The sequence below is a fragment of the Streptomyces sp. W1SF4 genome (assembly GCF_003950035.1).
Classification (GTDB): Bacteria; Actinomycetota; Actinomycetes; order Streptomycetales; family Streptomycetaceae; genus Streptomyces; species Streptomyces racemochromogenes.
Map to the genome: position 1 here is coordinate 2,879,267 of NZ_CP034350.1, position 22,350 is coordinate 2,901,616.

The 22,350-nt window shown below is 72.9% G+C and carries 20 protein-coding genes and 1 tRNA gene; 7 read left to right on the forward strand and 14 right to left on the reverse strand.

Annotation, left to right across the window (positions count from 1 at the left end):
• Positions 1-2: 2 nt before the first annotated feature.
• Positions 3-1,544 carry a tetratricopeptide repeat protein gene (locus D1J60_RS13395; protein WP_241253249.1) on the forward strand — a complete coding sequence of 514 codons (1,542 nt, stop codon included), beginning with the start codon at positions 3-5 and terminating at the stop codon, positions 1,542-1,544.
• Positions 1,545-1,790: 246 nt separating this feature from the next.
• On the opposite strand, the gene hppD is transcribed toward D1J60_RS13395, so the two are convergent.
• Positions 1,791-2,936, reverse strand: a complete 1,146-nt coding sequence (hppD, locus tag D1J60_RS13400; RefSeq protein ID WP_125821258.1) for a 4-hydroxyphenylpyruvate dioxygenase — start codon at positions 2,934-2,936, stop codon at positions 1,791-1,793.
• Between the two features lie 129 nt (positions 2,937-3,065).
• Between hppD and D1J60_RS13405 the strand changes: the two genes are divergently transcribed.
• The 4 genes from D1J60_RS13405 to D1J60_RS13420 all read left to right on the forward strand — a co-directional run bounded on the left by D1J60_RS13405 (position 3,066) and on the right by D1J60_RS13420 (position 5,773).
• The gene (locus D1J60_RS13405; protein ID WP_125821259.1) at positions 3,066-3,536 is read left to right on the forward strand and encodes an Lrp/AsnC family transcriptional regulator; all 471 of its coding nucleotides are present in this window, start codon (positions 3,066-3,068) and stop codon (positions 3,534-3,536) included.
• Positions 3,537-3,616: 80 nt separating this feature from the next.
• Complete coding sequence (locus tag D1J60_RS13410) at positions 3,617-4,213, forward strand: helix-turn-helix domain-containing protein (RefSeq protein ID WP_125821260.1); 597 nt, start codon at positions 3,617-3,619, stop codon at positions 4,211-4,213.
• Between the two features lie 55 nt (positions 4,214-4,268).
• Complete coding sequence (locus D1J60_RS37245) at positions 4,269-4,481, forward strand: hypothetical protein (RefSeq protein WP_164720894.1); 213 nt, start codon at positions 4,269-4,271, stop codon at positions 4,479-4,481.
• A complete protein-coding gene (locus tag D1J60_RS13420) occupies positions 4,478-5,773 on the forward strand; it encodes an MFS transporter (RefSeq protein WP_125821261.1) in 1,296 nt (431 codons plus the stop codon). The genes D1J60_RS37245 and D1J60_RS13420 overlap by 4 nt, the downstream gene beginning before the upstream one ends.
• Here D1J60_RS13420 and D1J60_RS13425 read toward each other — a convergent pair.
• Positions 5,703-6,500: a S16 family serine protease gene (locus D1J60_RS13425; RefSeq protein WP_125821262.1), complete on the reverse strand. Its 798-nt coding sequence runs from the start codon at positions 6,498-6,500 to the stop codon at positions 5,703-5,705. The genes D1J60_RS13420 and D1J60_RS13425 overlap by 71 nt on opposite strands.
• A 146-nt stretch (positions 6,501-6,646) precedes the next feature.
• Positions 6,647-7,288, reverse strand: a complete 642-nt coding sequence (locus tag D1J60_RS13430) for a helix-turn-helix domain-containing protein (protein ID WP_007264382.1) — start codon at positions 7,286-7,288, stop codon at positions 6,647-6,649.
• A 369-nt stretch (positions 7,289-7,657) separates the two neighbouring features.
• Between D1J60_RS13430 and D1J60_RS37700 the strand changes: the two genes are divergently transcribed.
• Positions 7,658-8,680 carry a hypothetical protein gene (locus D1J60_RS37700; RefSeq protein ID WP_206436522.1) on the forward strand — a complete coding sequence of 341 codons (1,023 nt, stop codon included), beginning with the start codon at positions 7,658-7,660 and terminating at the stop codon, positions 8,678-8,680.
• Between the two features lie 69 nt (positions 8,681-8,749).
• On the opposite strand, the gene D1J60_RS13440 is transcribed toward D1J60_RS37700, so the two are convergent.
• The 4 genes from D1J60_RS13440 to D1J60_RS13455 all read right to left on the reverse strand — a co-directional run bounded on the left by D1J60_RS13440 (position 8,750) and on the right by D1J60_RS13455 (position 13,176).
• Positions 8,750-10,537, reverse strand: a complete 1,788-nt coding sequence (locus D1J60_RS13440; RefSeq protein WP_007264384.1) for a DEAD/DEAH box helicase — start codon at positions 10,535-10,537, stop codon at positions 8,750-8,752.
• A 185-nt stretch (positions 10,538-10,722) separates the two neighbouring features.
• On the reverse strand, positions 10,723-11,118 hold the full coding sequence (locus tag D1J60_RS13445; protein ID WP_125821263.1) for a type II toxin-antitoxin system death-on-curing family toxin: 396 nt from the start codon (positions 11,116-11,118) through the stop codon (positions 10,723-10,725).
• On the reverse strand, positions 11,115-11,321 hold the full coding sequence (locus D1J60_RS13450; protein WP_241253250.1) for a hypothetical protein: 207 nt from the start codon (positions 11,319-11,321) through the stop codon (positions 11,115-11,117). Before D1J60_RS13450 ends, D1J60_RS13445 begins: the two co-directional genes overlap by 4 nt.
• Before the next feature lie 379 nt (positions 11,322-11,700).
• Positions 11,701-13,176: an MFS transporter gene (locus D1J60_RS13455; RefSeq protein WP_125594909.1), complete on the reverse strand. Its 1,476-nt coding sequence runs from the start codon at positions 13,174-13,176 to the stop codon at positions 11,701-11,703.
• A 204-nt stretch (positions 13,177-13,380) separates the two neighbouring features.
• Between D1J60_RS13455 and D1J60_RS13460 the strand changes: the two genes are divergently transcribed.
• Positions 13,381-13,455 (forward strand) — tRNA-Cys (locus tag D1J60_RS13460).
• A gap of 94 nt (positions 13,456-13,549) precedes the next feature.
• Here the strand turns inward: D1J60_RS13460 and D1J60_RS13465 are convergent.
• The 7 genes from D1J60_RS13465 to D1J60_RS13495 all read right to left on the reverse strand — a co-directional run bounded on the left by D1J60_RS13465 (position 13,550) and on the right by D1J60_RS13495 (position 22,308).
• Complete coding sequence (locus D1J60_RS13465) at positions 13,550-13,768, reverse strand: hypothetical protein (RefSeq protein WP_125821264.1); 219 nt, start codon at positions 13,766-13,768, stop codon at positions 13,550-13,552.
• A gap of 174 nt (positions 13,769-13,942) precedes the next feature.
• A complete protein-coding gene (locus tag D1J60_RS13470; protein ID WP_125821265.1) occupies positions 13,943-16,294 on the reverse strand; it encodes a hypothetical protein in 2,352 nt (783 codons plus the stop codon).
• 19 nt (positions 16,295-16,313) lie between these two features.
• Positions 16,314-16,724, reverse strand: a complete 411-nt coding sequence (locus D1J60_RS13475; protein WP_125821266.1) for a hypothetical protein — start codon at positions 16,722-16,724, stop codon at positions 16,314-16,316.
• Positions 16,725-16,752: 28 nt separating this feature from the next.
• A complete protein-coding gene (gene mycP, locus D1J60_RS13480; RefSeq protein ID WP_241253251.1) occupies positions 16,753-17,916 on the reverse strand; it encodes a type VII secretion-associated serine protease mycosin in 1,164 nt (387 codons plus the stop codon).
• Positions 17,917-18,547: 631 nt separating this feature from the next.
• Positions 18,548-19,387: a hypothetical protein gene (locus tag D1J60_RS13485; RefSeq protein WP_125821268.1), complete on the reverse strand. Its 840-nt coding sequence runs from the start codon at positions 19,385-19,387 to the stop codon at positions 18,548-18,550.
• Entirely contained in the window at positions 19,387-19,908 is a 522-nt protein-coding gene (locus tag D1J60_RS13490; RefSeq protein ID WP_241253252.1) for a DUF2563 family protein, read from the reverse strand. The genes D1J60_RS13485 and D1J60_RS13490 overlap by 1 nt, the downstream gene beginning before the upstream one ends.
• 84 nt (positions 19,909-19,992) lie before the next feature.
• Positions 19,993-22,308 carry a xanthine dehydrogenase family protein molybdopterin-binding subunit gene (locus D1J60_RS13495; RefSeq protein ID WP_125824008.1) on the reverse strand — a complete coding sequence of 772 codons (2,316 nt, stop codon included), beginning with the start codon at positions 22,306-22,308 and terminating at the stop codon, positions 19,993-19,995.
• Positions 22,309-22,350 lie beyond the last annotated feature (42 nt).

A 22,350-nucleotide genomic window follows, 5' to 3' on the forward strand; every position in this document is an offset into this window, starting at 1 on the left:
GCATGCACGGTTTCGACGAGCAATCCCAGCAGCCCGCGCCGCCCGTGACCTTCACCGGACGCAAGACGGTCGTGGCGGCCGCGGTGGCGGTGGTCCTGATCGCCGGGGCCCTGCTGATCCGCCCGGCCCGTACCGGTGACGACGCCCGCCCGCCGGGGCCGAGCGAACGGGCCGCGTCGGCGGTGGGCATGGGTGCCCCGGCGGCGGCGGTGGACCTGACGGCGCTGGTGGCGGACCGGGAGAAGTGGGTCGCCTCGCACGCCGACGACGACGCTTCGTGGGCGGTGCTCGGGTCGGCGTACCTGGAACAGGCCCGGCGGACGGCCGATTCCGCCTGGTACCCGAAGGCGGAGAAGGCGCTCAAGCGGTCGCTGGAGGTCCGCCCCGCCGAGAAGGGCAACTTCGACGCGATGACCGGCATGGGCGCGCTGGCCGACGCCCGGCGGGACTTCGTGACGGCGCGGAAGTGGGGCGAGCTGGTCCGGGCGCAGGCGCCGCGGCGCTGGACGGCGTACCCGGTCCTGGTGGACGCGTACACGGGCCTCGGCGACTACAAGGCCGCGCAGCGGGCGATGGACCGGCTGATGGAGCTCCGGCCGGGCCTGGCCGCGCACCTGAGGGCGGCCCAGGTGTACCGGGACCGGGGCTGGCGCGAGGACGCGGTGGTGGCGCTGGAGGCGGCGGGCGGGGAGGCGAAGGCCCCCGCGGAGAAGGCGTACGTGCTGTTCCGGCTCGGGGAGCTGGCGTGGGAGCGCGGCGACCCGGCGGAGGCGCTGCGCCAGTACGAGGCGGCGCTGCGCACCGACCCGGCGCAGGGCGAGGCGCTGGGCGGCCGGGCCAGGGCGCTGGCGGCCCTGGGCCGGGGCGGGGAGGCGGTACGGGACTACCGGCTGGCGCTGGGCCGCACCCCGGTGCCGAGGCTGGCGCTGGAGCTGGGCGAGCTGCTGGACTCGCTGGAGCGGCCGGAGGAGGCGCGGGTGCAGTACCGCTCGCTGGCCGCGCTGGCGGCGGCGGGCGCCGCGAACGGGGTCAACGAGGAGGTCGTCCTCGGCCTGTACGAGGCGGACCACGGCGATCCGGCGCAGGCGGTGCGCCGCCTGTCGGCGGAGTGGGCGCGGCACAAGAGCGTGCAGGTGGCCGACGCGCTGGGCTGGGCGCTGCACAGGGGCGGGGAGGACTCCGAGGCGCTGGAGTACGCGAAGAAGGCGACCGACCTCGGGCTGCGGAGCGCCGAGTTCTCGTACCACCGGGCGATGATCGAGCGGGGGCTGGGCGACGAGGCGGCGGCGCGGCGGAGCCTGCAGACGGCGCTGCGCACGAACCCGGTGTTCTCCCCGGTGCGGGGGCCGCTGGCGAAGGAGGCCCTGGCGGCGATCGGGCAGCCGCCGGCGGGCGGGCCGGAGAACATGCAGCCGCGCACGCCGTGGGTGGCTCCGGAGCTCCCGAAGCCGAGGGCGGCGGCCCCGAAGCCGAAGCCTGCGGCGGCCAAGCCGAAGTCGCGGCCTGCGGCGCCGAAGCCGAAGTCCCCGTCCGCCGGCACGTAGCGGGCCGCTGCGCGGGGCGAGGTCCCCTACCCGCCCTTCCACCGTTCCCCGGGCGCTGCCCGGACCCGCGCCTCAAACGCCGGCGGGGCTGCATGCAGCCCCGCCGGCGTTTGAGGCGCGGGGGTCTGGGGGCGGAGCCCCCAGGAGGGGTCCGGGGCGGAGCCCCGGGGAACGGGCGAAGGGCGGGTAGGGGACACGGCCCCGCCGGGCACCCGGCGGAGCCGCCCCCGCAGCCGAAGCCGCAACCTACAGGTTGCCGCGCTTCTCCTGCTCCCGCTCGATCGCCTCGAACAGCGCCTTGAAGTTGCCCTTGCCGAAGCCCATCGACCCGTGCCGCTCGATGATCTCGAAGAACACCGTCGGGCGGTCCTGCACCGGCTTGGTGAAGATCTGCAGCAGGTAGCCGTCCTCGTCCCGGTCCGCGAGGATCTTCAGCTCGCGCAGCTCGTCGATCGGCACGCGGGTGTCGCCGACCCACTCGCCGAGGGTGTCGTAGTACGTGTCCGGCACGGACAGGAACTCCACGCCCGCCGCGCGCATGCTGCGCACCGTCGAGACGATGTCGTTCGAGGCCAGCGCGATGTGCTGGACGCCGGGGCCGTTGTAGAACTCCAGGTACTCGTCGATCTGCGACTTCTTCTTCGCGATCGCCGGCTCGTTGATCGGGAACTTCACCTTCTTGGTGCCGTCCGCGACGACCTTCGACATCAGCGCCGAGTACTCGGTGGCGATGTCGTCGCCCACGAACTCCTTCATGTTCGTGAAGCCCATGACCTTGTTGTAGAACGCGACCCACTCGTTCATGCGGCCCAGCTCGACGTTGCCGACGCAGTGGTCGATCGCCTGGAACGTCCGCTTGGCCGGCGCCGCGACCAGCGGCTCGCGGGCCACGTAGCCCGGCAGGTAGGGGCCGGTGTAGTCGACGCGCTCGACCAGGGTGTGGCGGGTCTGGCCGTAGGTGGCGATGGCGGCGAGCACGACGGTGCCGTTCTCGTCCTTGACCTCGTGCGGCTCGTCCAGGCCGCGGGCGCCCTGCTCGACGGCGTAGGCGTAGGCGGCACGGGCGTCCGGGACCTCGATGGCGAGGTCGATGACGCCGTCGCCGTGCTCGGCGACGTGCTCGGCGAGGAAGCGGCCGTGGTCGGTGGTCGCCTTGATGACGGAGGTCAGGACGAACCGCGCGGAGCCGTTGGTCAGGACGTAGCTGGCGGTCTCGCGGCTGCCGTTCTCCGGTCCGGAGTAGGCCACGAGCTTCATGCCGAAGGCGGTGGAGTAGTAGTGCGCGGCCTGCTTGGCGTTGCCGACGGCGAAGACGACCGCGTCCATTCCCTTCACCGGGAAGGGGTCTGCCTCACGCGCGGTCTGCGGGGTGGTGTCCAGGGTCTCAGTCATGAGCGCAGATTCCCGCGCTTCCACAAGCTGCGCAATAGTTTCCATTTCCGCTGTACAGAATGCCCAGCCGAGCCGGAGGATGACTGAGAGATCTGTGCAGTATGACCAGCCGATCGAGGGAAGGTTTCCATGGGCATCGACGAACTCGACGGCCGCCTCATCGTCCTGCTGGCGCGCGAGCCCCGCATCGGCGTGCTGGAGGCCTCCCGCCGGCTGGGCGTGGCGCGCGGCACGGTCCAGGCGCGGCTGGACCGGCTCCAGTCGAACGGGGTGATCCGCGGGTTCGGCCCGCAGGTGGACCCGACGGCGCTGGGGTATCCGGTGACGGCGTTCGCCACGCTGGAGATCAAGCAGGGGCAGGGGGCGGACGTACGGGCGCACCTGTCGGGCGTTCCGGAGGTGCTGGAGCTGCACACGACGACCGGGCACGGGGACATGCTGTGCCGGCTGGTGGCGCGGTCGAACGCCGACCTCCAGCGGGTGATCGACCGGGTGGTGGGCTTCGGGGGGATCGTGCGGGCGTCGACGGCGATCGTCATGGAGAACCCGGTGCCGCTGCGGATCATCCCCCTGGTGGAGCAGGCGGCCGCGGACGGCTGAGGGCGGGCCCCGTCGAGTTCCAAAGAAGAGTTTGCAAAGAAACCCTTGCAGAGAAGCCTTTGCAACCTTACGGTTGAGCCATGCCCGACAAGAACGCCGAAGGCCCGCAGCAACAGCCCGTGGTCCGCACGCTCGACGCCCGCTCCCTGCGCGGCCTCGCCCACCCCCTGCGCATGCGCATGCTCGCCGCTCTGCGCCACGACGGACCCGCCACCGCCTCCCAGCTGGCGGAGCGGCTCGGCGAGTCCAGCGGCTCGACCAGCTACCACCTGCGCCAGCTCGCCGCGCACGGCTTCGTCGAGGACGCACCCGGACACGGCAAGGGCCGCGAACGCTGGTGGAAGGCCGCCCACGACGGCACGGCCTTCGATGAGTCGCTGATGTACGACGGCGACCCGGAGACGCGCGGCGCCGCCGACGCCTTCCTCCACGAGATCGCGACGATCCACACCCAGGAGATCAGCACCTGGCTCGGCGACGCCCACAACTGGTCCAAGGAGTGGCGGGCCTCGTCGGACCTCAGCGACTTCACGCTGCGCCTGACGCCCGCCCAGAGCCATGAACTGATCCACCGGATGCACGAACTCGTCAACAGCTACCGCGACCTGCCGCAGGCCGAGGGCGCCGAGTCGGTCCGCTTCCACACGCACGCCTTCCCGCGCCGCGGCAACGCCTGAGCCCCGACCCCGGCCCCGCACCTCCACCCCGCGTTCACCCAGAAGGAGTCCTGCCATGCACACCTTCCCGCACGCCCTGACCCACGCCGCCCGCACCGCCGAACTGACCGCCGAGGCCGCCGCCTGGCGCCTCGCCCGAGAGGCCGCCCCCGCCGCTCCCGCCCTCCCCGCCCTGCGCAACCGCCTCGGCGAGGGTCTGATAGCCGTCGGCACCCGCCTGCTCCAGCCGGTCCCCGCCCACGCCCGCGTCCGGCACCAGGCCGCATGAGCCGCCGGCCCTTCACCGCGGTCCTGGCCGCCAACACCATCTCCATCGCCGGCAGTTCGCTCACCCTCATCGGCGTCCCGTGGTTCGTGCTCCAGACCACGGGGAGCGCCGGCCGGGCCGGGGTCGTCGCCTTCTGCGCCACCCTCCCGGTCGTCGTCGCCGCCCTGGTCGGCGGCCCGGTCATCGACCGGATCGGCCGCCGCCGGGTCTCCGCCGCCTCCGACGTGGTCTGCGCCGCGTCGGTCGGGGCGATCCCCCTCCTGCACCACGCGGGGCTCCTCGAGTTCTGGATGCTGTGCGCGCTGATGGCCGTCGGCGGCCTCGCGCACACCCCGGGCCTGACCGCCCGCTACGTCCTCCTCCCCAGCCTCGCCGAGCACGCCGGCACCACCGTCGCCCGCGCCGCCGGCCTCTACGACGGGGTCTCGCGCGGGGCCCGGATGATCGGGGCCGCGGTGGCGGGCGTACTGATCGCCGCCCTGGGTGCGGAAGCGGTTCTCCTCCTGGACGCGGCCACCTTCGCCGCCTCCGCCCTGCTGATCTCGGCCTTCCTGCGCGGGGTCGCCGCCGCCGAGCCCCAACGCACCGGCGAGAAGCCCTCGTTCGCCGCGTACCGCACCGACCTGGCCGAGGGCCGGCGGTTCCTGACCCGCTCACGACTCCTGCTGGGCATCACCCTCATGGTGATGGTGACCAACGGCCTCGACCAGGGCTGGTCCTCCGTACTCCTCCCGGTCCACGGCCGCGAGGACCTCGGCGACGCGACCGCCCTCGGTCTGATGGTCTCCCTCTTCGGCGGCTTCGCCCTGCTCGGGGCGCTGCTCTACGGGGCCTGGGGCCAGCGCTTCCCCCGCCGGGCCGTGTTCGCGGGCGCCTTCCTGATCTCGGGCGCCACCCGCTACGTGGTCGCCGCCGTCACCGACACCCCGCTGCCCCTCGCGGTGACCATGGCCCTGTCCGGCCTGGCCGCGGGCGTGCTCAACCCGATCCTGACCACCGTGGTCTACGAGCTGGTGCCGGAGGACATGCGCAGCCGGGTCTCCAGCGTGAGCATGGCGGGCAGCGAACTGGCCATGCCGATGGGCGGCCTCGCGGCGGGCCTGCTGGTCGACGCCTTCGGCGTGACCCCGGCCCTGCTGGCGTTCGCCGCCGTCTACCTCCTGGCGACGCTGATCCCGCTGGTCTTCCCGTCCTGGCGCGGCCTCGACGGAAAGCCCTCCGTCAGCAGGACGGAACGTCCCCGTTCCGGTTCAGCGCCCGCAGCGAGCCCACCGCGTCCGTCAGCGAAGTGACGGGGACCAGCCGCAGGCCCTCGGGGAGGTCGGACTTCGCGTCCGAGCACTCCGCCTTCGGCACCAGGAACACGGTCGCCCCGTCGCGGCGCGCGGCCTGGGTCTTCAGGCCCACCCCGCCGACGGCGCCGACCGTGCCGTCGGCGGTGATGGTGCCCGTACCGGCGATGCTGCGGCCGCCGGTGAGTTCGCCGCCGCTGCCGTCGCCGTCGAGCTTGTCGACGATGCCCAGGGTGAAGAGGAGTCCGGCGCTCGGGCCGCCGACGTCGGCGAGGTTGAGCTGGACCTTGATGTCCTTGGGGTCCTTCTTGAGGAAGCCGAGGGCGGCGGCCGCGGCGGCCGACTGCGACTGGGCCATTTCCTCCAGGTTGTGCTCCTCGATCTGCTTGTCGCTTCCGCCCGAGGGATACACCGACTCCCGGGGCATGACGGCCTGGTCCGTCTTGAACCAGTGGCCGATCAGCTCGGGCAGCTTCATCGTCGAGGAGGGGCCGGTGGCCCGGATGGTGGTCATCCGGAGCTGGCCCTTGGTGTCCCGCACCGGGGCGCCGGTGACGGTGATCACCGGCTTGCCCTGGTCGGAGCCCAGTACGTCGGCCGTGGGGCCCGGCACGGCCACCACGAAGGGCAGCGGCGCGAGGGCCGCGACGGCGAACAGCCCGAGGACGGGCGCGGCGCAGACGGCCAGGGCGGCGGGACGCGGCAGACGTGTGAGGCGAGAGAGCACCCGGCCAATCTACCGACCCGGGCCGCCCGGCCCGTCCCGGCGGGCCCGGAGCCGGACCGCCGCGGCCTCCCCGCGACGGCCTGGCGGCCCGGCGGGAGGGACCGGTGCGACGACTCCGCCCGACGGCGGCTCCGCCCGGCGGCGGCTCAGCGCAGGGCGTCGGCGACCTCGCGGGCCGCGTCCACCACGCGGGGCCCGACCCGCTCCGGGACGGCGTCGGCCAGCATCACGACGCCGACGCTGCCCTCCAGTCCGGTGATGCCGACGAGCGGTGCGGCGGCGCCGCTGGCGCCCGCCTCCAGCTCGCCGTGGGTCAGGGTGTAGCCGGGCTCGATGAGGGAGCCCTGGCGGGCGGCCAGGATGGCCCGGCCGGCCGCGCCGCGGTCCAGCGGGTGGCGGAAGCCGGCCCGGTAGGCGACGTGGTAGTCGGTCCAGGTGGGCTCCACGACGGCCACGGCGAGGGCCTCGGTGCCGTCGACGAGGGTCAGGTGCGCGGTGGCCCCTATGTCCTCGGCGAGGGAGCGCAGGGCGGGCAGCGCCGCCTCGCGCACGAGCGGGTGGACCTGCCGGCCCAGGCGCAGCACGCCGAGCCCGACGCGGGCCCGGCCGCCGAGGTCGCGGCGGACCAGGGCGTGCTGCTCCAGCGTGGCGAGCAGGCGGTAGACGACGGTGCGGTTGACACCGAGGCGGTTGGAGAGCTCGGTGACGGTCAGACCGTGGTCGGTGTCGGCGAGCAGCTTGAGGACTCTCAGCCCTCTGTCGAGAGTCTGGGAGGTTTCCGCGGTCACGACGCCTCTCCCTCTGTGATCGGTGGGCGGCGGTGACTCTCACACGGTGCAGCGCTGCCGGTCCCTCGGCGACGCACGGAGAGGCCGCCGGTGGCGGCCAAGGCACCGGCTGCGCTCCCGCGGCGGCGCTGCCACGGGGCGTTCGATGCGGGGACAGTAGCGAGCGAGTCCGCTGAGCGAAAGGCCTCGTCCAGAATCCGGGCGCCTACTGCCGGTTTAAGACGTTTTCTGCACGGGGCTGTATCGATTCGTAATGTCCCCTGACCGAAAACCGGTTTACACGGCGCTTAGGCTGATCGTGTTCAAAAAGATGTTGGGGGGGCGGGGTGCAACGTACCCCGGCACGCATACAAGGGGAGAGAAGCAACAGTGAAGCTGAAGCGCATGGCCGTCGTGGCCGCTGCCGCTGTCGTCGGTCCGACGGTCCTCATGGCCACGCCCGCCATGGCGGACGAGGCCCAGACCCCGGCCGTCACGACGCCCGACGCCGCGCCGAAGGACGACGCCGCGCCCGCCGCCGAGACCCCGGCGAAGGACGCGAAGCCGGCCGCCGAGACCCCGGCGAAGCCCGCCGCGGAGAAGCCGGCCCCGGCTCCGGCCCCGGCCAAGCCCGCCGCCGAGAAGCCGGCCTCCAAGCCGGCCCCGGCTCCGCAGGTCGAGGACGCGGACGAGTACAAGGAGGGCCCGAAGCTGGGCCTGAGCGGCCTCCCGGCCGGCGGCTTCAAGGCCGGCGGCGACTGGACCGAGGTCACCCTGAAGGTCGACAACCGCGGCATCCAGGGCTTCAAGGACTACGGCTTCGCCGTTCTCGGTGGCAACGACAACGACACGCTGCACGCCAAGCACCTCGACATCCAGATCTACAACGGCACGAAGTGGGTCGCGGCCGACAAGGACCCGTCGGGCCAGACCGCCGGCACCGTCTTCGACAGCTACGTCGACGAGGACGAGGTCTTCACGGTCAAGCTGCGCATGAAGTTCAGCAAGGACGCTCCGCTCGGCAGCATCGAGTTCGTCGTCGCCGGCGGCAGCAACAACGTCGACGAGGAATTCGCGTCCGACGCGCAGTTCTACACGTCGAAGATCGTCCGGGGCTCCACCGGCGGTGGCAACACCGGCGGCAACACGGGTGGCCACAACAACGGTGGCAACACCGGCGGCAACACCGGTGGCAACAACAACACCAAGCCGAACGGCGGCGGCACCACCACGCCGATCGTCGACACCAACACCGGCTCCGGCAACACCGGCGGCACCCACACCGGCGGCGAGCTCGCCGAGACCGGTGCGGACGCCGCCACCAGCTGGGCGCTCGGCGCCGGCGGTGTCGCGCTCGCCATGGGTGCGGCCCTGGTCGCCGGCACCGGCCGTCGTCGCCGCGTCACCAACTGACCCGGGCTCCACGAGAACGGGGTCCGTGCGCACCGCGCACGGACCCCGTTTCCCGTTCTCAGGAGGGTCTCACCGCATCCGGGTGGCCCACTCCTGCACCTTCTTGATCCGCTCCTTCAGCTGCCCCGCCGTCGCCTCCGCGCTCGGCGGCCCGCCGCACACCCGGCGCAGCTCCGTGTGGATCACCCCGTGCGGTTTCCCGCTCTGGTGGACGTACGCGCCCACCATCGTGTTCAGCGACTTCCGCAGCTCCAGCAGCTCCTTGTGCGAGACCACCGGCCGCCGGTCGGCCGGCAGCTCCAGCAGGTCCGCCTCGGAGTCGGGCTTGCGGCGGCTGTGCGCGATCTGCCGGGACTGCCGCTTCTGCAGCAGCAGCTGCACCTGGTCCGGCTCCAGCAGACCCGGGATGCCGAGGTAGTCCTGCTCCTCCTCGCTGCCCGGGTGCGCCTGCATGCCGAACTCGGCGCCGTCGTACAGCACCCGGTCGAAGACGGCGTCGGACTCGAGGGCCTCGAAGGACATCTGCTCGTCCTCGCCGGTGTCCTCGTCCTCCTGCCGGTTCGCCTCCTCCATCTCCTTCTCGGACTCGGCGTACGGGTCGTCGTCCTCGCCCGCCTTCTTCGGCCGGTCCAGGACGTGGTCGCGCTCGACCTCCATCTCGTTGGCGAAGCCGAGGAGGTAGGGGATCGTCGGAAGGAACACGGACGCCGTCTCGCCGCGCCTGCGCGATCGTACGAAGCGGCCGACGGCCTGCGCGAAGAACAGCGGCGTCGAGATCGTCGTCGCGTACACGCCCACCGCGAGGCGCGGTACGTCGACGCCCTCGGACACCATGCGGACCGCGACCATCCAGCGGTCGTCGTTCCCGCTGAAGGTGTCGATGTTCTTCGAGGCGCCCGCGTCGTCGGAGAGCACGAGGGTCGCCTTCGTGCCCGTGATCTCCCGGATCAGCTTCGCGTACGCGCGCGCCGCGTCCTGATCGGCGGCGATGACGAGCCCGCCGGCGTCCGGGATGCCCTTCCTGACCTCCGTCAGGCGCTGGTCGGCGGCACGCAGCACGTTCGGCATCCAGTCGCCGCGCGGGTCCAGGGCCGTGCGCCAGGCCTGCGAGATGGCGTCCTTGGTCATCGGCTCGCCGAGGCGGGCCTCGATCTCGTCGCCGGCCTTGGTGCGCCAGCGCATGTTGCCGCTGTAGGACAGGAAGATCACGGGGCGGACGACGCCGTCGCCGAGGGCGTTGCCGTAGCCGTAGGTGTAGTCGGCGGAGGACCGCCGGATCCCGTCGTTCCCCTCCTCGTACGTGACGAAGGGGATCGGGTTGGTGTCGGACCGGAAGGGCGTGCCGGTCAGGGCCAGGCGCCGGGTCGCCGGGTCGAAGGCCTCCAGACAGGCCTCGCCCCAGGACTTCGAGTCGCCGGCGTGGTGGATCTCGTCGAGGATCACCAGCGTCTTGCGCTGCTCGCAGCGGTTGCGGTGCAGCATCGGGCGCACGCCGACGCCCGCGTAGGTGACGGCGACGCCGTGGTAGTCCTTGCTCAGCGGCCCGGCCGAGTACTCGGGGTCGAGCCGGATGCCTATGCGGGCGGCGGCTTCCGCCCACTGCTTCTTCAGGTGCTCGGTCGGCGCGACCACGGTCACCTGCTGCACCACGTGGTGGTGCAGCAGCCAGGAGGCCAGCGTGAGCGCGAAGGTGGTCTTGCCGGCGCCGGGGGTGGCGACCGCGAGGAAGTCCCGCGGCTGGGTCTGGACGTACTTGTCGAGCGCCCCCTGCTGCCAGGCTCGCAGCTTGCTGGCGGTACCCCAGGGGGCACGGCCGGGGAAGGCGGGTGAGAGGTGGTGGGAGGCGGTAGTAGTCACGGTCTCCGGTTCGTTGCTCTCGGCGGTCGTGGCAGTCGTGGCCGTCCCCGCCGACGTGGTGGTCGTACGTAGGACAACCGGGCCACCTTACCGGCGCGCGCCCGCCCCCCGCGGAGGGACAGGCCCGTGACCTCGGCGGGTGCGGCGAGGGTCACACCGGCCGGACACCCTCCGCCGCGCACGCGTCACAGCGAGCGCAACCGCCGGGCGATCGAGGCGAGATCGGCCTCCCGCCCGGCCGCGACGTCCACGACCAGGCCGTACGCACGGTCCTGATCGGCGTCCGCGAGGTCCACCCCGTTCACGGCGAGGAAAGTGGCCGCGGCGAGCCAGGCCGTGCGCTTGTTCCCGTCGACGAGGGGGTGGTTCACGGCGATGCCGTGCAGCAGCGCGGCGGCCTGCTCGTACGGGTCCTCGTAGGCCGGCGTCCCGAACATGCGGGCGCGGGGCCGGTGCACGGCCGACTCCAGCAGCCCGGGAGCCCGCAGCTCCACGGGCTGCTCCCGGGCCAGGCAGGCGTGCCGGGCGAGGTCCAGGACCTCGGCGAGGGTCAGGTGCCGGACCGGGGCGGCGGCGCTCACTGCCCGAGCCTCTCCAGCAGCCCGGCATGCCGCACCGCCAGCCGCGCGGCCTGTGCCCCGACCCGCTCGCGCTCCCGGCGCAGGTACGCCCGTACGGCCTCCAGGGCCAGGGCCTCGGGGGTCGAGTCGGTGGCGTCGGCGAGATCGGCCAGCTCGGCGCGCTCGGCGTCGGAGATCGGAAGGGCCAGCGCGTTCACGTCCACGAGGGCAGCGTAACCAGCGCAGCCGACGGCCCCCCACCCCTTTTCCGCGCCCCCGGGCACCGCTGCGGCGTCCCGTGCCCAGCCCCCGGCGGGGGGCTCAGGATCCGACGGACGGCCCGGCCCTCGGCGGAGGCGGGGCCAGGCCCCGGCAGGCGCAGCCGCACGTCCCCGCGGCGTCGGCCCCAGGCCGCGGGACCGGGCTCAGGGCCGGCGGGGCTGGGGTCAGGCCCGACGGGGCCAAGCCCAGGCACGGCGGAACCGGCCTCAGGCGCCCGCAGGGTGCGGCTTCCGGCGCGGCCGGTTCAGGCACCCGCAGGGTCCGGGTTCCGGCGGGGTCGGGGTCAGGCGCCCGCAGGGTGCGGGGTCCAGCGGGACCGGGTCAGGCGACCGCGGGGTGCGCAGGCGGGTGGGGTGGGTCCAGGCGGGTTGCGACCCAGGCGCCGGCCAGGGCCACGCAGGCCATCGGGAGGAACACCACCAGGAACGCCGCCGGGTGCGAGGCCGCGGCCCCGGACGCCGAGGCGGCGGCGTCGTGCCCCGCGCCCACCGCCCCGCCGCCCAGCGCGGCGAACGCCGCGCCCCCGGCCGCCAGCAGCACCACGTTCGCCAGCGCGTCCGAGATCTGCAGCGCGGCGGAGTTCGCCCCCGCCTCCTCCGGCGCGGACAGCTTGAGCAGCAGCACGCTCGTCGAGCCGATCACCAGCCCCATGCCGAGCGAGCCCACCGCCCAGGCCAGCGCCAGCGTCCACACCGGCACCGCCTCGACCAGCACCGCCGGGGCCCCCGCGATGGCCACCGCCACCATCACCATCCCGGCGACCATCAGCCGCTCCCGGTAGGGCGCCGTCCGGCCCTGCGACTGCACCCACGACCCCAGCGCCCACGTCACCCCGCCCAGCGCCAGCGAGAAGCCCGCCCACGTCGGGCTCAGCCCGCGCTGGGTGACCAGCATCAGCGGCACGAAGCTCTCCGCCCCGATGAACGCCCCCGCCGCCACTCCGCGCAGCAGCACCACCGACGGCAGCCCGCGCCGCGCCCGGTACGTGCCGCGCGGCAGCAGCCCCAGCACCGCCGGCACCAGCAGGGCCGCGCCCGCGAGGCCGGGCAGCAGCGACAGCCACCGCAGGTCCTGGGCGGCGTACTGGAGCAGCCCGGCGCCCAGCGAGATCCCGAGCGCCAGCCGGATCCGCCGCCGGTCGAACGCGACCGGCGCGGCCGGGTCCACCGGCCCGGACGCGGTGCGCCGGATCGCCGGCAGCGCCACGATCAGCGGTACGACGACCAGCGCGGGGATCCCGAGGAACACCCACCGCCAGCCGAGGCGCTCGGTGACCGTCCCCGCCGCCAGCGGCCCGACGATCGACGGCACCACCCAGCTCGCCGCGAAGGCCGCCATGATCGCGGGCCGCAGCCGCTCCTCGTAGGCCCGGCTGACCACCACGTACAGGGCGACGATCACCAGCCCGCCGCCGAACCCCTGCACCGCCCGGCCGAGGACGAACACCCCCATCAGCTGCGCGGTCCCGGAACACACCAGCCCGGCGGCGAACGCCCCGATCCCCACCGTCAGCGGCCGCAGCGGCCCCTGCCGGTCGGCCCACTGCCCGGACAGCACCATGGCGAAGAGGCTGGTGGTGAAGTACGCGGAGAACCCGAAGGCGTAGAGCCCGATCCCGTCCAGCTCCCGCGCGGCGACGGGCATCGCCGTCCCGACGGCGGTGGCCTCGAAGGCGATGAGGAAGATCACGGAGATGATCCCGACGCTGAGCGTCCGGTACGCCGGCCCGAGAATGCCGCCCTGCGGCGGCGGGGCGGCGACGGTGGTCTCGGATATCCCGGGTTCAAGGGCGCTCATCGCCCCAGAGTAAGTTCCAAGGGCCACTCTCGCCCCTGTCATTTCGACCGATCCCGCCTCGGCCGCGCGACCTAGGTCCGCGAGCCCGTGTGAACGCGGCATGGCAGTCACATTGCAGACGCCGCGCCGCCCTTCCCCCGCCGCACGGGCCCCCGTACGTTCGTACTCGTCACCACGCACCACCGCACCACCTCATCACCACACAGCCGTGTGCCCGAGTGGTTGAGGGACTCGCCTGCAAAGCGGGTTACGCCGGTTCGATTCCGGTCACGGCTTCCACTGCCCCTGACCAGGCAGAACGGATGGGAGGCACCCCGCACGGGGTGCCTCCCGTTCCTTCGTCCGCCTCCGGCGGGCGCTTCGCGGGCGGGGCTCAGTCGACCTTCTCCCCGTCATACGTGCCGCCCTGGCAGTAGTCACCCGCGTCGTTGATCGCGGGGGTCCCGCCGCCCTCCCTGCACTGGGACGGAGTGACGACGGTGACGGCGGATGGTGCGCCCTGAGCGGTGGCGGCCGTGGCCGCGCCCGTGAGGCCGATGCCGGAGAGGGCCGTCGCGGCGGCGACGGCAGCGAGGATTCGTCGAATGCGCATGTGGTTCCCCTTTCGCGGTGTTCCCGTCCAGGAAACAGAAGCCCCTCACTCCAGGCTGCGCCCCATCGATGAGGTGTGCGAGTCCAGCGCGACGGCCCGCGGCCGCCACTCCACGGGCACACGACCGGCCCCACGGCCAGGAATGCCGACGGCGCGTCCGTGCGCGCCCCGGACTCACGTGGCTTCCTTCGCCTGCGCCTCGTGGCCCTGCTGCCGCGCGATGGTGTTCCCGGACACGTACCCGACCCGCACCGACTCGACGAGGTCGTTGCCGAAGTCGCCGTCGGGGTCGATGCCGTGGCGCGCCACGAACTGCCTCATGGGCGCCTCGGCGTTGTGCTCACCCGCCTGGAACATCGCCTTGTTGGAGGCGTGCGTCCGGCCGTCGACCTCGTCCTTGTGCTTGTCCTTGGTCTCGTCCGACCACTCCCCGATGACGCCCGAGACGGCCTGCTCCACGGCACCGCTGCCGGTGTCCACGGCCAGCGGGACGACGACCGCCGCCGCGCCCGCCACGGCGGCCGTGGCCGGCAGGAAGGCCGCACCGGCGGCGATCGCGGCGGTGGTGCCGAACTCCGCCCAGTGCGAGCTCCGCTCGTGCGCCTTCTCGTACGCCTCGTTCTCCTTCTCGCCGGCCGCCCGGACCTGCTCGGCGCGGGACTCGTCGAGGATGCCCTGGACCTCGGCCCCGGTACGGACCACCGTCCGGGCCCGGCCCTCGTCGATCGTGCCGCCCTGCGCCGCCCGGCTCTCCAGGACGCTCGCGGAGTAGACCCGTTCGGCGGTGGACACGGTGGCGTAGGCGTCGGGGTGCTGGGCGAGGGCGGCGAGCAGGTCCCGGGCGGACGCCCGGTTCAGGTTCGCGTGCTTGTGCCCGTCGTCGGCTCGCGGTGCGAAGACGCTCGCCTTCTCCTTGCCGTCCACCGCCTGGTTGACGTCGTCGATGTACCCGGCGGTCATGCGGCCCAGGCTGTCGACGAGTGCCTCGTGGTGCTTGAGCAGCCCGGCGTCGCCGCCGTACTTCAGCACGGCGGCCTCCATGACCCGCGCTCCGGCCCCGGTCCGCTCGAGTGCGGGCGCGGGGTCGTCCCAGGCGTGGCCGAGGGCGGCCGCCTCCAGGGCGTGACCGAGGGCGTCGGGCATGTACGAGCGGGCCCTCTCCAGGTCCTGCGGCCTGGTGCTTCCCGTGTCGATCGTGGAGCGGTACCCCTCGGCGGCGAAGAAGTCGAGGTAGTGCTCGACGCGCCCACCCGTGGCGTCCCTGCCGAGGTCGGGGGCGCCGGACCGCACGCGCCCGTCGGTGGTGTAGGCGGGGCGGTTCCGGTCCGTGTCGAAGAACTCGGCCGCGGCGGCCGGGCTGTGTCCCAGGGCCTCCAGGAAGCCGACGACGGGGTCGTAGCCGGCGCCGTTGACCCCCGAGGGGTTCAGCAGGTTCCTGCCGTAGCCGGCGCCCAGCTGGCGGCCCCGGTCGAAGAAGCCGGGGTCCTTGGCGTGGATCTGGGTGGCGTGGTCGGCGATCGGAACCAGGAACCGGGGGTCGTAGTTCCCGTACCGCATGATGCCGCCCAGCAGCTGGTACCCGAACGGCGGGTTCTGCTCGTACCGCCCGACGGGGATCTGCTGGGTGCCGAGCCTGCGCAGCTCCTGTGCGTAGCCGTCGGGCAGGTGCGGCTCGGTCGTGGAGCGGGTGGCGGTGGCCAGGTTGAGGCCGAGGTTCTTCTGGAGTTCCTGGACGTCCGTCAGGCGCTGCTCGTCGAGCCTGCCGTAGGAGTGGGTGTCGGTGGCCATGGTGCCGAAGAAGCGGAGCGCGCCGCTGGGGCCGAGGTTCCCGTAGAAGGCGGTCGCGAACTCCGGCTTCGTGGCGTTGTCGGCCAGCAGCTCGTTCAGCTCCGCCAGCTCGGCGTGCGAGAGGTCGCGGCCCTTGCGGGCGAGGTCGGTCGCGCGGCCCGCCTGCTCGGCGGTGAGGCCGGCGAACGCGGGGGCGGTGAAGTCGTGGTCGTCGGCGAGGTTGGCGCCGAGGAGCCGGGCGAGGGAGCGGTCCACGTCGTCACAGGCGTCGACGGCCGCGTCCACCTTCGCCTGCCAGCGGGGCCGGTTGACGCGCAGGGACTCCTGGTAGTCGGGATCGTGGCGGGCCGCGTGCCGGTCGGCGTCGGTGGCCAGGGGTAACGCCTCGACCTTCCCCTTCCCGTCCACCCGGAAGCCCGCGGCGGGGGCCTCCTCCTCGGCGATCCTCCTCAGCCGGTCGCGGGAGGACCTGAAGGTGTCGTGGCCCTGGGCGAGGGCCCGGTGGACGCCCTCGGCCTCCTTGGCGGCGTCCTCGAACTCCTTGGCCGTCCTGTCGACGAACGGCCGCGCCACGCCGGCGGTGACCCCGCTCCACTCGGCCTTGTCGGACTTGGCCTTCATGCCGTTGCGGGCGGCCTCGGCCAGCTCCTCCAGCTTGGCGGCCATGGCCTGCCAGTCGCGGACGGCGGTGGCGAGCTTGTCGATGGGGGCGTTCAGCACGTTCTCGTACGTCACCACGGCGGTGCCTGCTCCCCGACTACTTGAGGTAGGCGTCGAGCTTGGAGGTGGTGAACTCCGCGTAGAGGCACTGCTCGTCCCTGCGGTGGGAGGAGAGCGAGTAGTTCAGCCCGTTGGAGATCTGCGCGCAGGCGGCGGCGAGGGTCTCGACCTGGGATTCCCACCGGGCGTTCGCCTTGGCGAGCGCGGCCCCGCTGCCGAAGCCCTCGCGCGAGAGCGCGCCGGCGGCCTCGGCGGAGGCGGTGGCGGCGTGCCGGCCGTCGGCCTGGAGGCGGGAGTGCAGCTTGTGGGCCTCGCTGCCGATGGCGCCGATGTGGTCCTGGTTGAGGACGAGGTCGGCGGGGCCGGGGGCGGGGGCCTGGTTGAGGCGGGTCGAGATGTTGGCCGCGGCGGTGGCGCGTGCGGCGGACCACTCCTCTTCGAAGGACATCCCGGGTACTCCCCACTCCGTGTCTGCGTCAGGACCTCGCCCGCCGTACGACGACTGCGGCGACGGCTCCGCCGATGAGGACACAGGCCCCCAGCCCGAGGGCGATCCAGGACAGACCGCCACCGCCGTCGCCCTTGTCTACCGCAGCCCCGGCCCGGGGCGGGGGCGGGGCGGTGATCTTTCCCCCGGTCGAGGGAACGGGAGCGCCCGATGCTGCCGTTCCGGCTGCCGCCGCGGCTGCCGCGAGGTCGGGCAGCGGATACACGTCCGCCGGGCCGGGGTCCCCGGGGGTGGGGAGGGCGACGCGGGGGCGGACCACGCCGTAGCCGATGTAGTCGTTCCGCTCGACGCCGTCGACGGGCTTGCCGGCGGTGTTGAGGAGGACACGGAGGATCTGGTTGTTGGTCCAGGTGGGGTGAGCGGACCAGAGGAGGGCGGCGGAGGCCGAGGTTAGGGCGGTGGCGTCGCTTGTGCCGTGGCCTGTGCAGAGGCCTGTACCGCCGCTGCACGCGGTAACGATGTCGGTTCCAGGCGCGGACATGTCCACCGCGGCATTGTGCTGCGACTCCTTGGTCGCCGCGCCGTCGCGGTCAACGGCCGCGACGCCTACCACTCCCGGTGTCGCCGCAGGGTAGAAGGTGTCGTCATTGCCGTCGTTTCCGCTACTAGCAAAGATCAATTTGCCCTTCGCGAGTGCCTCCTTGACCGCGTTCGACAGATCCGGCGAATCGGGCCATGAACCCATCGAAACATTAAGGATCTTCGCGTTGGAATCTGCCGCGTACCGGATAGCATCGATCAATGTGGTATTGCGCGAGATGCCATTTCCGTGAAGATCAACACGCAGTGGGAGAATCTTCGCACCAGGGGCCAGACCGAAGGCGCTGTCTACGCCGCCTGGCCCCTTTCCATTGGCGGCGATGATCGAAGCCATGGCAGTGCCATGGTTCTTATAGTCACTGCGCTCATCACCCGCAATCGCCTCCGGGGCAAAGTCCTTACCCGGTAGAACTTGGCCTTCAAGCTCCGGAATGCGAGCCACGCCGGTATCGATCACCGCAACGGTGACTCCTTCGCCCGTGCTGGCCTTCCAGATGTCGTCGGCCCGCATGGCATCGAGATGCCACTGCTGCTCTCGGACGGTCTGCGCATTGGCTGGGGTCGCCGCAACTCCAGCCAGCAGCAGTCCCACCAGGGCTGAGTTGACCTTACGCATGGGCATCCCGTGCAACTTCCGCTCCACTCAGTCGATCACTGGCGGAACAACTCGACGGTTGCCCTGCCAGGTCTCTTCGTCCTCAGCAAGGTAGCCGGGACGGTAGCCACCCTGGCCCCCACGCCTCCTGCTCGGAGCAGGTGGAGCGACCCCACCATTACCCAACCCGCCCACGGCGGCCCCTCCGCGGGTGAGGCCCGAACCACCTTGGGTGAAGGCCTGACTCCCAGCGGTCTGTCGACCACCGACAATGCCGCCAGGTTCCGTGGCCAGCCGCCGTCCGCTCGCCGGGCCACCAGCGGCTCCATGGGGACCACCAAAGCCGCCGCCCATCATCCCTGGCGTTGGGCGACCACCCGTGTGGGGAGCGTCTCCGCCAATGACCGTGCCACGGGGGATGGCCGTGCTGCTTCCACCGGTGGCGATTGGACGCCCTCCGACGATCCCACTGTCACGCGGAGGGAGAGGGGCTACGACACCAACCTCACCGCCAAGAGCAACCGGGGGGCGCTTAACCGGCAATGAGCCCCCAAGACCAGGCGGCCCACCACCCGGCGGAAGGGGCACAGTCGGGACCGGCCCGCCGGGAAGGGTCCAACCAGGCCCGTTAGAGCTCGGGGCCAGTAGGCAGGCTCGGGGCGAGGGGCAACACCTTGTCGGGCAGCGTGGCCACATGATCGAGTTCCACATCGGGGCCACGATCCGGTACCACCGGCCCCAGCCCCACAGCGGGAGACATTGCGGCATCAGGCAAGGACCGGGGTGCAGGCGACGAGCCGGACGCACTCAAGGGCGCACCAGACGAGGGTGAGGACGGCGAAGGCCCATACGCTGCACCACCCGCACCAGAGTCTGCCGGGCCTGCGCCTGCGCCTGGGCGCTCTAGATAGGCCCCGTGACGATTGTCGATCGGCGGCACGAAGTCCGGCGGCGGCGCCGGAAACGTCGGCACAGTCGCCTTGTTCATCTCCGCCGACGACTGCTCGTACGACTGCGCGAGCTTCGTCAGCTGCTGCACCGCCTGCTGGTGGTCCGCGGTCAGCTTCGTGTGGGCGGTTCGGCCGAGTTGTTGGGCGTCCGGGTCATTGTGGAACTTGTGCGCCGCGTCCAGGTTCTCGGCCGCCGACGTGTCGTACTTCGGGGTGTTGGCCTTCACCTCGATCATCGTCTGCGCCGCCTGCGTCATCCACTTGCCGCCGGCCTCGCTGTAGTCGCCCAGCAGCAGCGTCGCGTTGCCCGCGCGGCTGACCCACTCCTGGAAGGCGTGCGCGGCCTCGCCCTCCCAGCCCTTGACCTGGTGCTTCTTGAGGGCGCTGCCGATCTCCTTGATCACGGTCGCAGCTTCCGCCAGCTGCGTCGCCCGGGCCTTGACCGTTTCCGGGTTGACCGACGCGATCATCGCCAGCAGCTGCTCGTGCGAGTAGCCCTCGAAGTTCGTCGTCGCCATCAGATCGTGCCCTTCGACGTACTCGGGTTCGGAGTCGGGGGCGCGGTCGGGGCGTGCTTCTGGGCCTCGCGTTCCTGCTGGACCAGGGGGTCGCGGTCCGGTACGTAGGCTTCCTTCGACTGCTTGATCAGCGCCCGCATGCGGGCCTGCGTCTCCTCGTCCACGCCGCCGTAGCCCTTGCCCGCCGTCAGGATGGCGATGCCCAGCGCCTCGATCTGGCCCGCCAGGCCCGCCGACAGCTTCTGCAGCTCGCCGTGGACCGTCGTGTACGCCTTGAACAGGGCGTCCGCCTCGGCGAAGCCCGTGCCCAGGGTGCCCGCCGGCAGGGTGCCGTGGGCCAGTTTGCCGGCGTCCGCCTCCGAGCCGTCGAGGGTCTTCAGCAGGGCGTCGACCCGGTTCTTGTAGTCGGTCAGGGAGTCGTACTCGACCTCCAGGGCCTTCGCCTGGGCCATCAGGCCGGCCGCCACCCCACTGGCGACGTTCACCCCCAGCAGCCCCGGACCCGCGTTGTCCACCGCCACGACGCCTCCCCCGCTCCCCGTCCCCGTCCCCGTTCGCACCCGCTCGCGCCACTCTAACGATCGGCGCCGACAGGCCCCAAGCGGTTAGGAGTTGGGCGCCGCCGGCACCGGTGCCGCGACCGCCGCGGATGGCCGGATCGGGATCCTGTTCACGGGCCGGCCCGTCGCCGCGCGGACCGCCGAGGCCACCGCCGCCGGGGTCGTCACCACCGGGACCGCGCTCGCCGCCTTCGCGCCGAACGGGGCCACCACGTCCCGCTCCTCCACCAGACGGACGATCCGCACCGCCGGGGCGTCCAGGGACGTCGGCAGGGCGTAGCCCGTCAGGTCCGGGTGGCGGACCAGGCCGGCGACCGAGCGGAGGTTCTCCGTCAGGGCCGCGCCGACGCCCTGGGTGACGCCCGCTTCGATACGGGCCTCCAGCTGGCGGGGGTTGAGGACGCGGCCGACGTCCTGGGCGACGGCGAGCTCCACCACCCTCACCGTGCCCAGCTCGATGTCCACGTCGACGACCGCGCGGATCGCGCAGAACGCGAGCCCGACGAAGGCGTCGCCCTGACCGTCCGAGTCCAGCGGCTCCGTGGGATGGGGGCGGCACTGGGCCGTCGCCCAGAGCTCCTTGCCCTCTATGGCCTCCGCGACGGACATGGAGAAGGCCCCGTCGTACGACGTGATCCGGCCGTCCTGGATCTGGAGGAGTTCCGTCGACATGCCGAGCTTGTGGGCCATGGGCTGGAGGAGCTGCGTGCGGACCATCTTCGCGGCCCGTTCCACGGCCCCGCCCGACACCCAGGTGTGGCGGCCGTGGGCGGAGGGGCCCGCCGGCGGCTGGTCGGTGTCGACGGGGGCGCAGGTCACCTCGTCGATGCCGAGGACCTCCTGGACGATCTGGCGGGCGAGGGTGGCGAAGCCCTGCCCGGTGTCGACGGCCGCGCAGATGACGGTGGCGGCGCCGCCGACCACCTTCACGGTGGCGGTGGAGACCTCGTCCGCGCCCTCGGCGCCGAGCATGTGGACCATGCCCACGCCGTAGCCGACGCCGCGCCGCACCGCGCTGGGTTCGCCCGCGCCCTCGGGGCCGCCGGGCAGCAGCCACTCCTCCTCGGGGGTGTCCTTGGGGAGGGAGGGCAGGGGGAAGTCGCGGACCGAGCGGAGGAGTTCGGCGACGGGGGCCGGGCAGGTGACGGTCTGGCCGGTGGGGAGCAGGTCGCCGGTGGCCAGGACGTTGCGCAGGCGCAGCTCCGCGCCGTCGATGCCGAGGGCGGCGGCGAGCTTGTCCATCTGGCCCTCGTACGCGGCGCAGACCTGCATGGCACCCTCGCCCCGGACGTGGCCGGAGGGCGGGTTGTTCGTGCGGACCGCCCAGCCCTCGACGAAGGCGTGCGGGACGACGTACGGGCCGCAGGCGAAGGCCACGGCCGCCGCGAGGGACTCGGCGGAGGCGTCGGCGTAGGCGCCGGCGTCCATCAGGATCTGGGCCTCGACCTTGACCAGCCGGCCCTCGGCGTCCGCGTGGTGGCGGTAGCGCAGCAGAGTCGGGTGCCGGTGGGCGTGGCCGAGGAAGGACTCCTCGCGGGTGGCGGCCAGCTTCACCGGGCAGCCGGTGCGCAGGGCCAGCAGGCCGAGCGGCAGCTGGAAGGCGGCGTCCTCGCGGTCGGCGGTCGCACCGGGCACGCCGGTGACGACGACGCGTACGCGGTCCGGCTCCAGGCCGAAGCAGGCGGCGGCGAGGTCGCGGTCGGTGTGCGGGTCGGTGGAGGCGGTGTAGATCTCCACGCCGCCGTCGGGGCGGGGCACGGCGAGGCCGGCCTCGGCGCCGATCGGGGCGGGGTCCTGGCGGCCGATGCGGTAGAGGCCCTCGACGACGACCTCGCCGGTGGCCTCGGGGTCGCCGTAGCGCAGCGGGATGTGCCGGATCAGGTTGCCGTCCGGGTGCAGCGGGGCCGCGCCGAAGGACTGCTCGGGGTCGGTGACGGCGTCGAGGAGTTCGTACTCGACGATGATCGCGGCGGCGGCGAGGCGCGCCGTGTCGGGGTGGTCGGCGGCGACGGCGGCGATGGGCTCGCCGTGGTGGCGTACGACGTCGTGGGCGAAGACCGGCCGGTCGGCGATGCGCCGGCCGTGGGTGGTCGCGCCGGGGACGTCGGCGTGGGTGATGACGGCGCGCACGCCGGGCATCTCGGCGGCGGCCGAGGTGTCGATGGAGCGGATGCGGGCGTGGGCGTGCGGTGAGCGCAGCACGGCGGCCCACAGCAGGCCCTCGGCCCAGAGATCGGCGGCGTAGGGGAAGGTGCCCTCGGCCTTGGCGCGGGAGTCGGCGGAGGGGACGGAGACGCCGATGCCGCGCAGGGGGCGCGGCTGTTCGGTGTCGCCGTCGGCGCCAAGGCTGACCGTCGCCATGGTGGTGGTCGTGGTGGTGCCGGCCGTCGCCGTGGCCGCGTC

Bases quoted from the DNA above. Each gene is read 5' to 3' on its own strand.
- D1J60_RS13395 (WP_241253249.1), top strand. From the start codon at position 3: ATGCACGGTTTCGACGAGCAATCCCAGCAGCCCGCGCCGCCCGTGACC.
- hppD (WP_125821258.1), bottom strand. From the start codon at position 2,936: ATGACTGAGACCCTGGACACCACCCCGCAGACCGCGCGTGAGGCAGAC.
- D1J60_RS13405 (WP_125821259.1), top strand. From the start codon at position 3,066: ATGGGCATCGACGAACTCGACGGCCGCCTCATCGTCCTGCTGGCGCGC.
- D1J60_RS13410 (WP_125821260.1), top strand. From the start codon at position 3,617: ATGCCCGACAAGAACGCCGAAGGCCCGCAGCAACAGCCCGTGGTCCGC.
- D1J60_RS37245 (WP_164720894.1), top strand. From the start codon at position 4,269: ATGCACACCTTCCCGCACGCCCTGACCCACGCCGCCCGCACCGCCGAA.
- D1J60_RS13420 (WP_125821261.1), top strand. From the start codon at position 4,478: ATGAGCCGCCGGCCCTTCACCGCGGTCCTGGCCGCCAACACCATCTCC.
- D1J60_RS13455 (WP_125594909.1), bottom strand. From the start codon at position 13,176: ATGAGCGCCCTTGAACCCGGGATATCCGAGACCACCGTCGCCGCCCCG.
- D1J60_RS13465 (WP_125821264.1), bottom strand. From the start codon at position 13,768: ATGCGCATTCGACGAATCCTCGCTGCCGTCGCCGCCGCGACGGCCCTC.
- D1J60_RS13475 (WP_125821266.1), bottom strand. From the start codon at position 16,724: ATGTCCTTCGAAGAGGAGTGGTCCGCCGCACGCGCCACCGCCGCGGCC.
- D1J60_RS13485 (WP_125821268.1), bottom strand. From the start codon at position 19,387: ATGGCGACGACGAACTTCGAGGGCTACTCGCACGAGCAGCTGCTGGCG.
- D1J60_RS13495 (WP_125824008.1), bottom strand. From the start codon at position 22,308: ATGGCGACGGTCAGCCTTGGCGCCGACGGCGACACCGAACAGCCGCGC.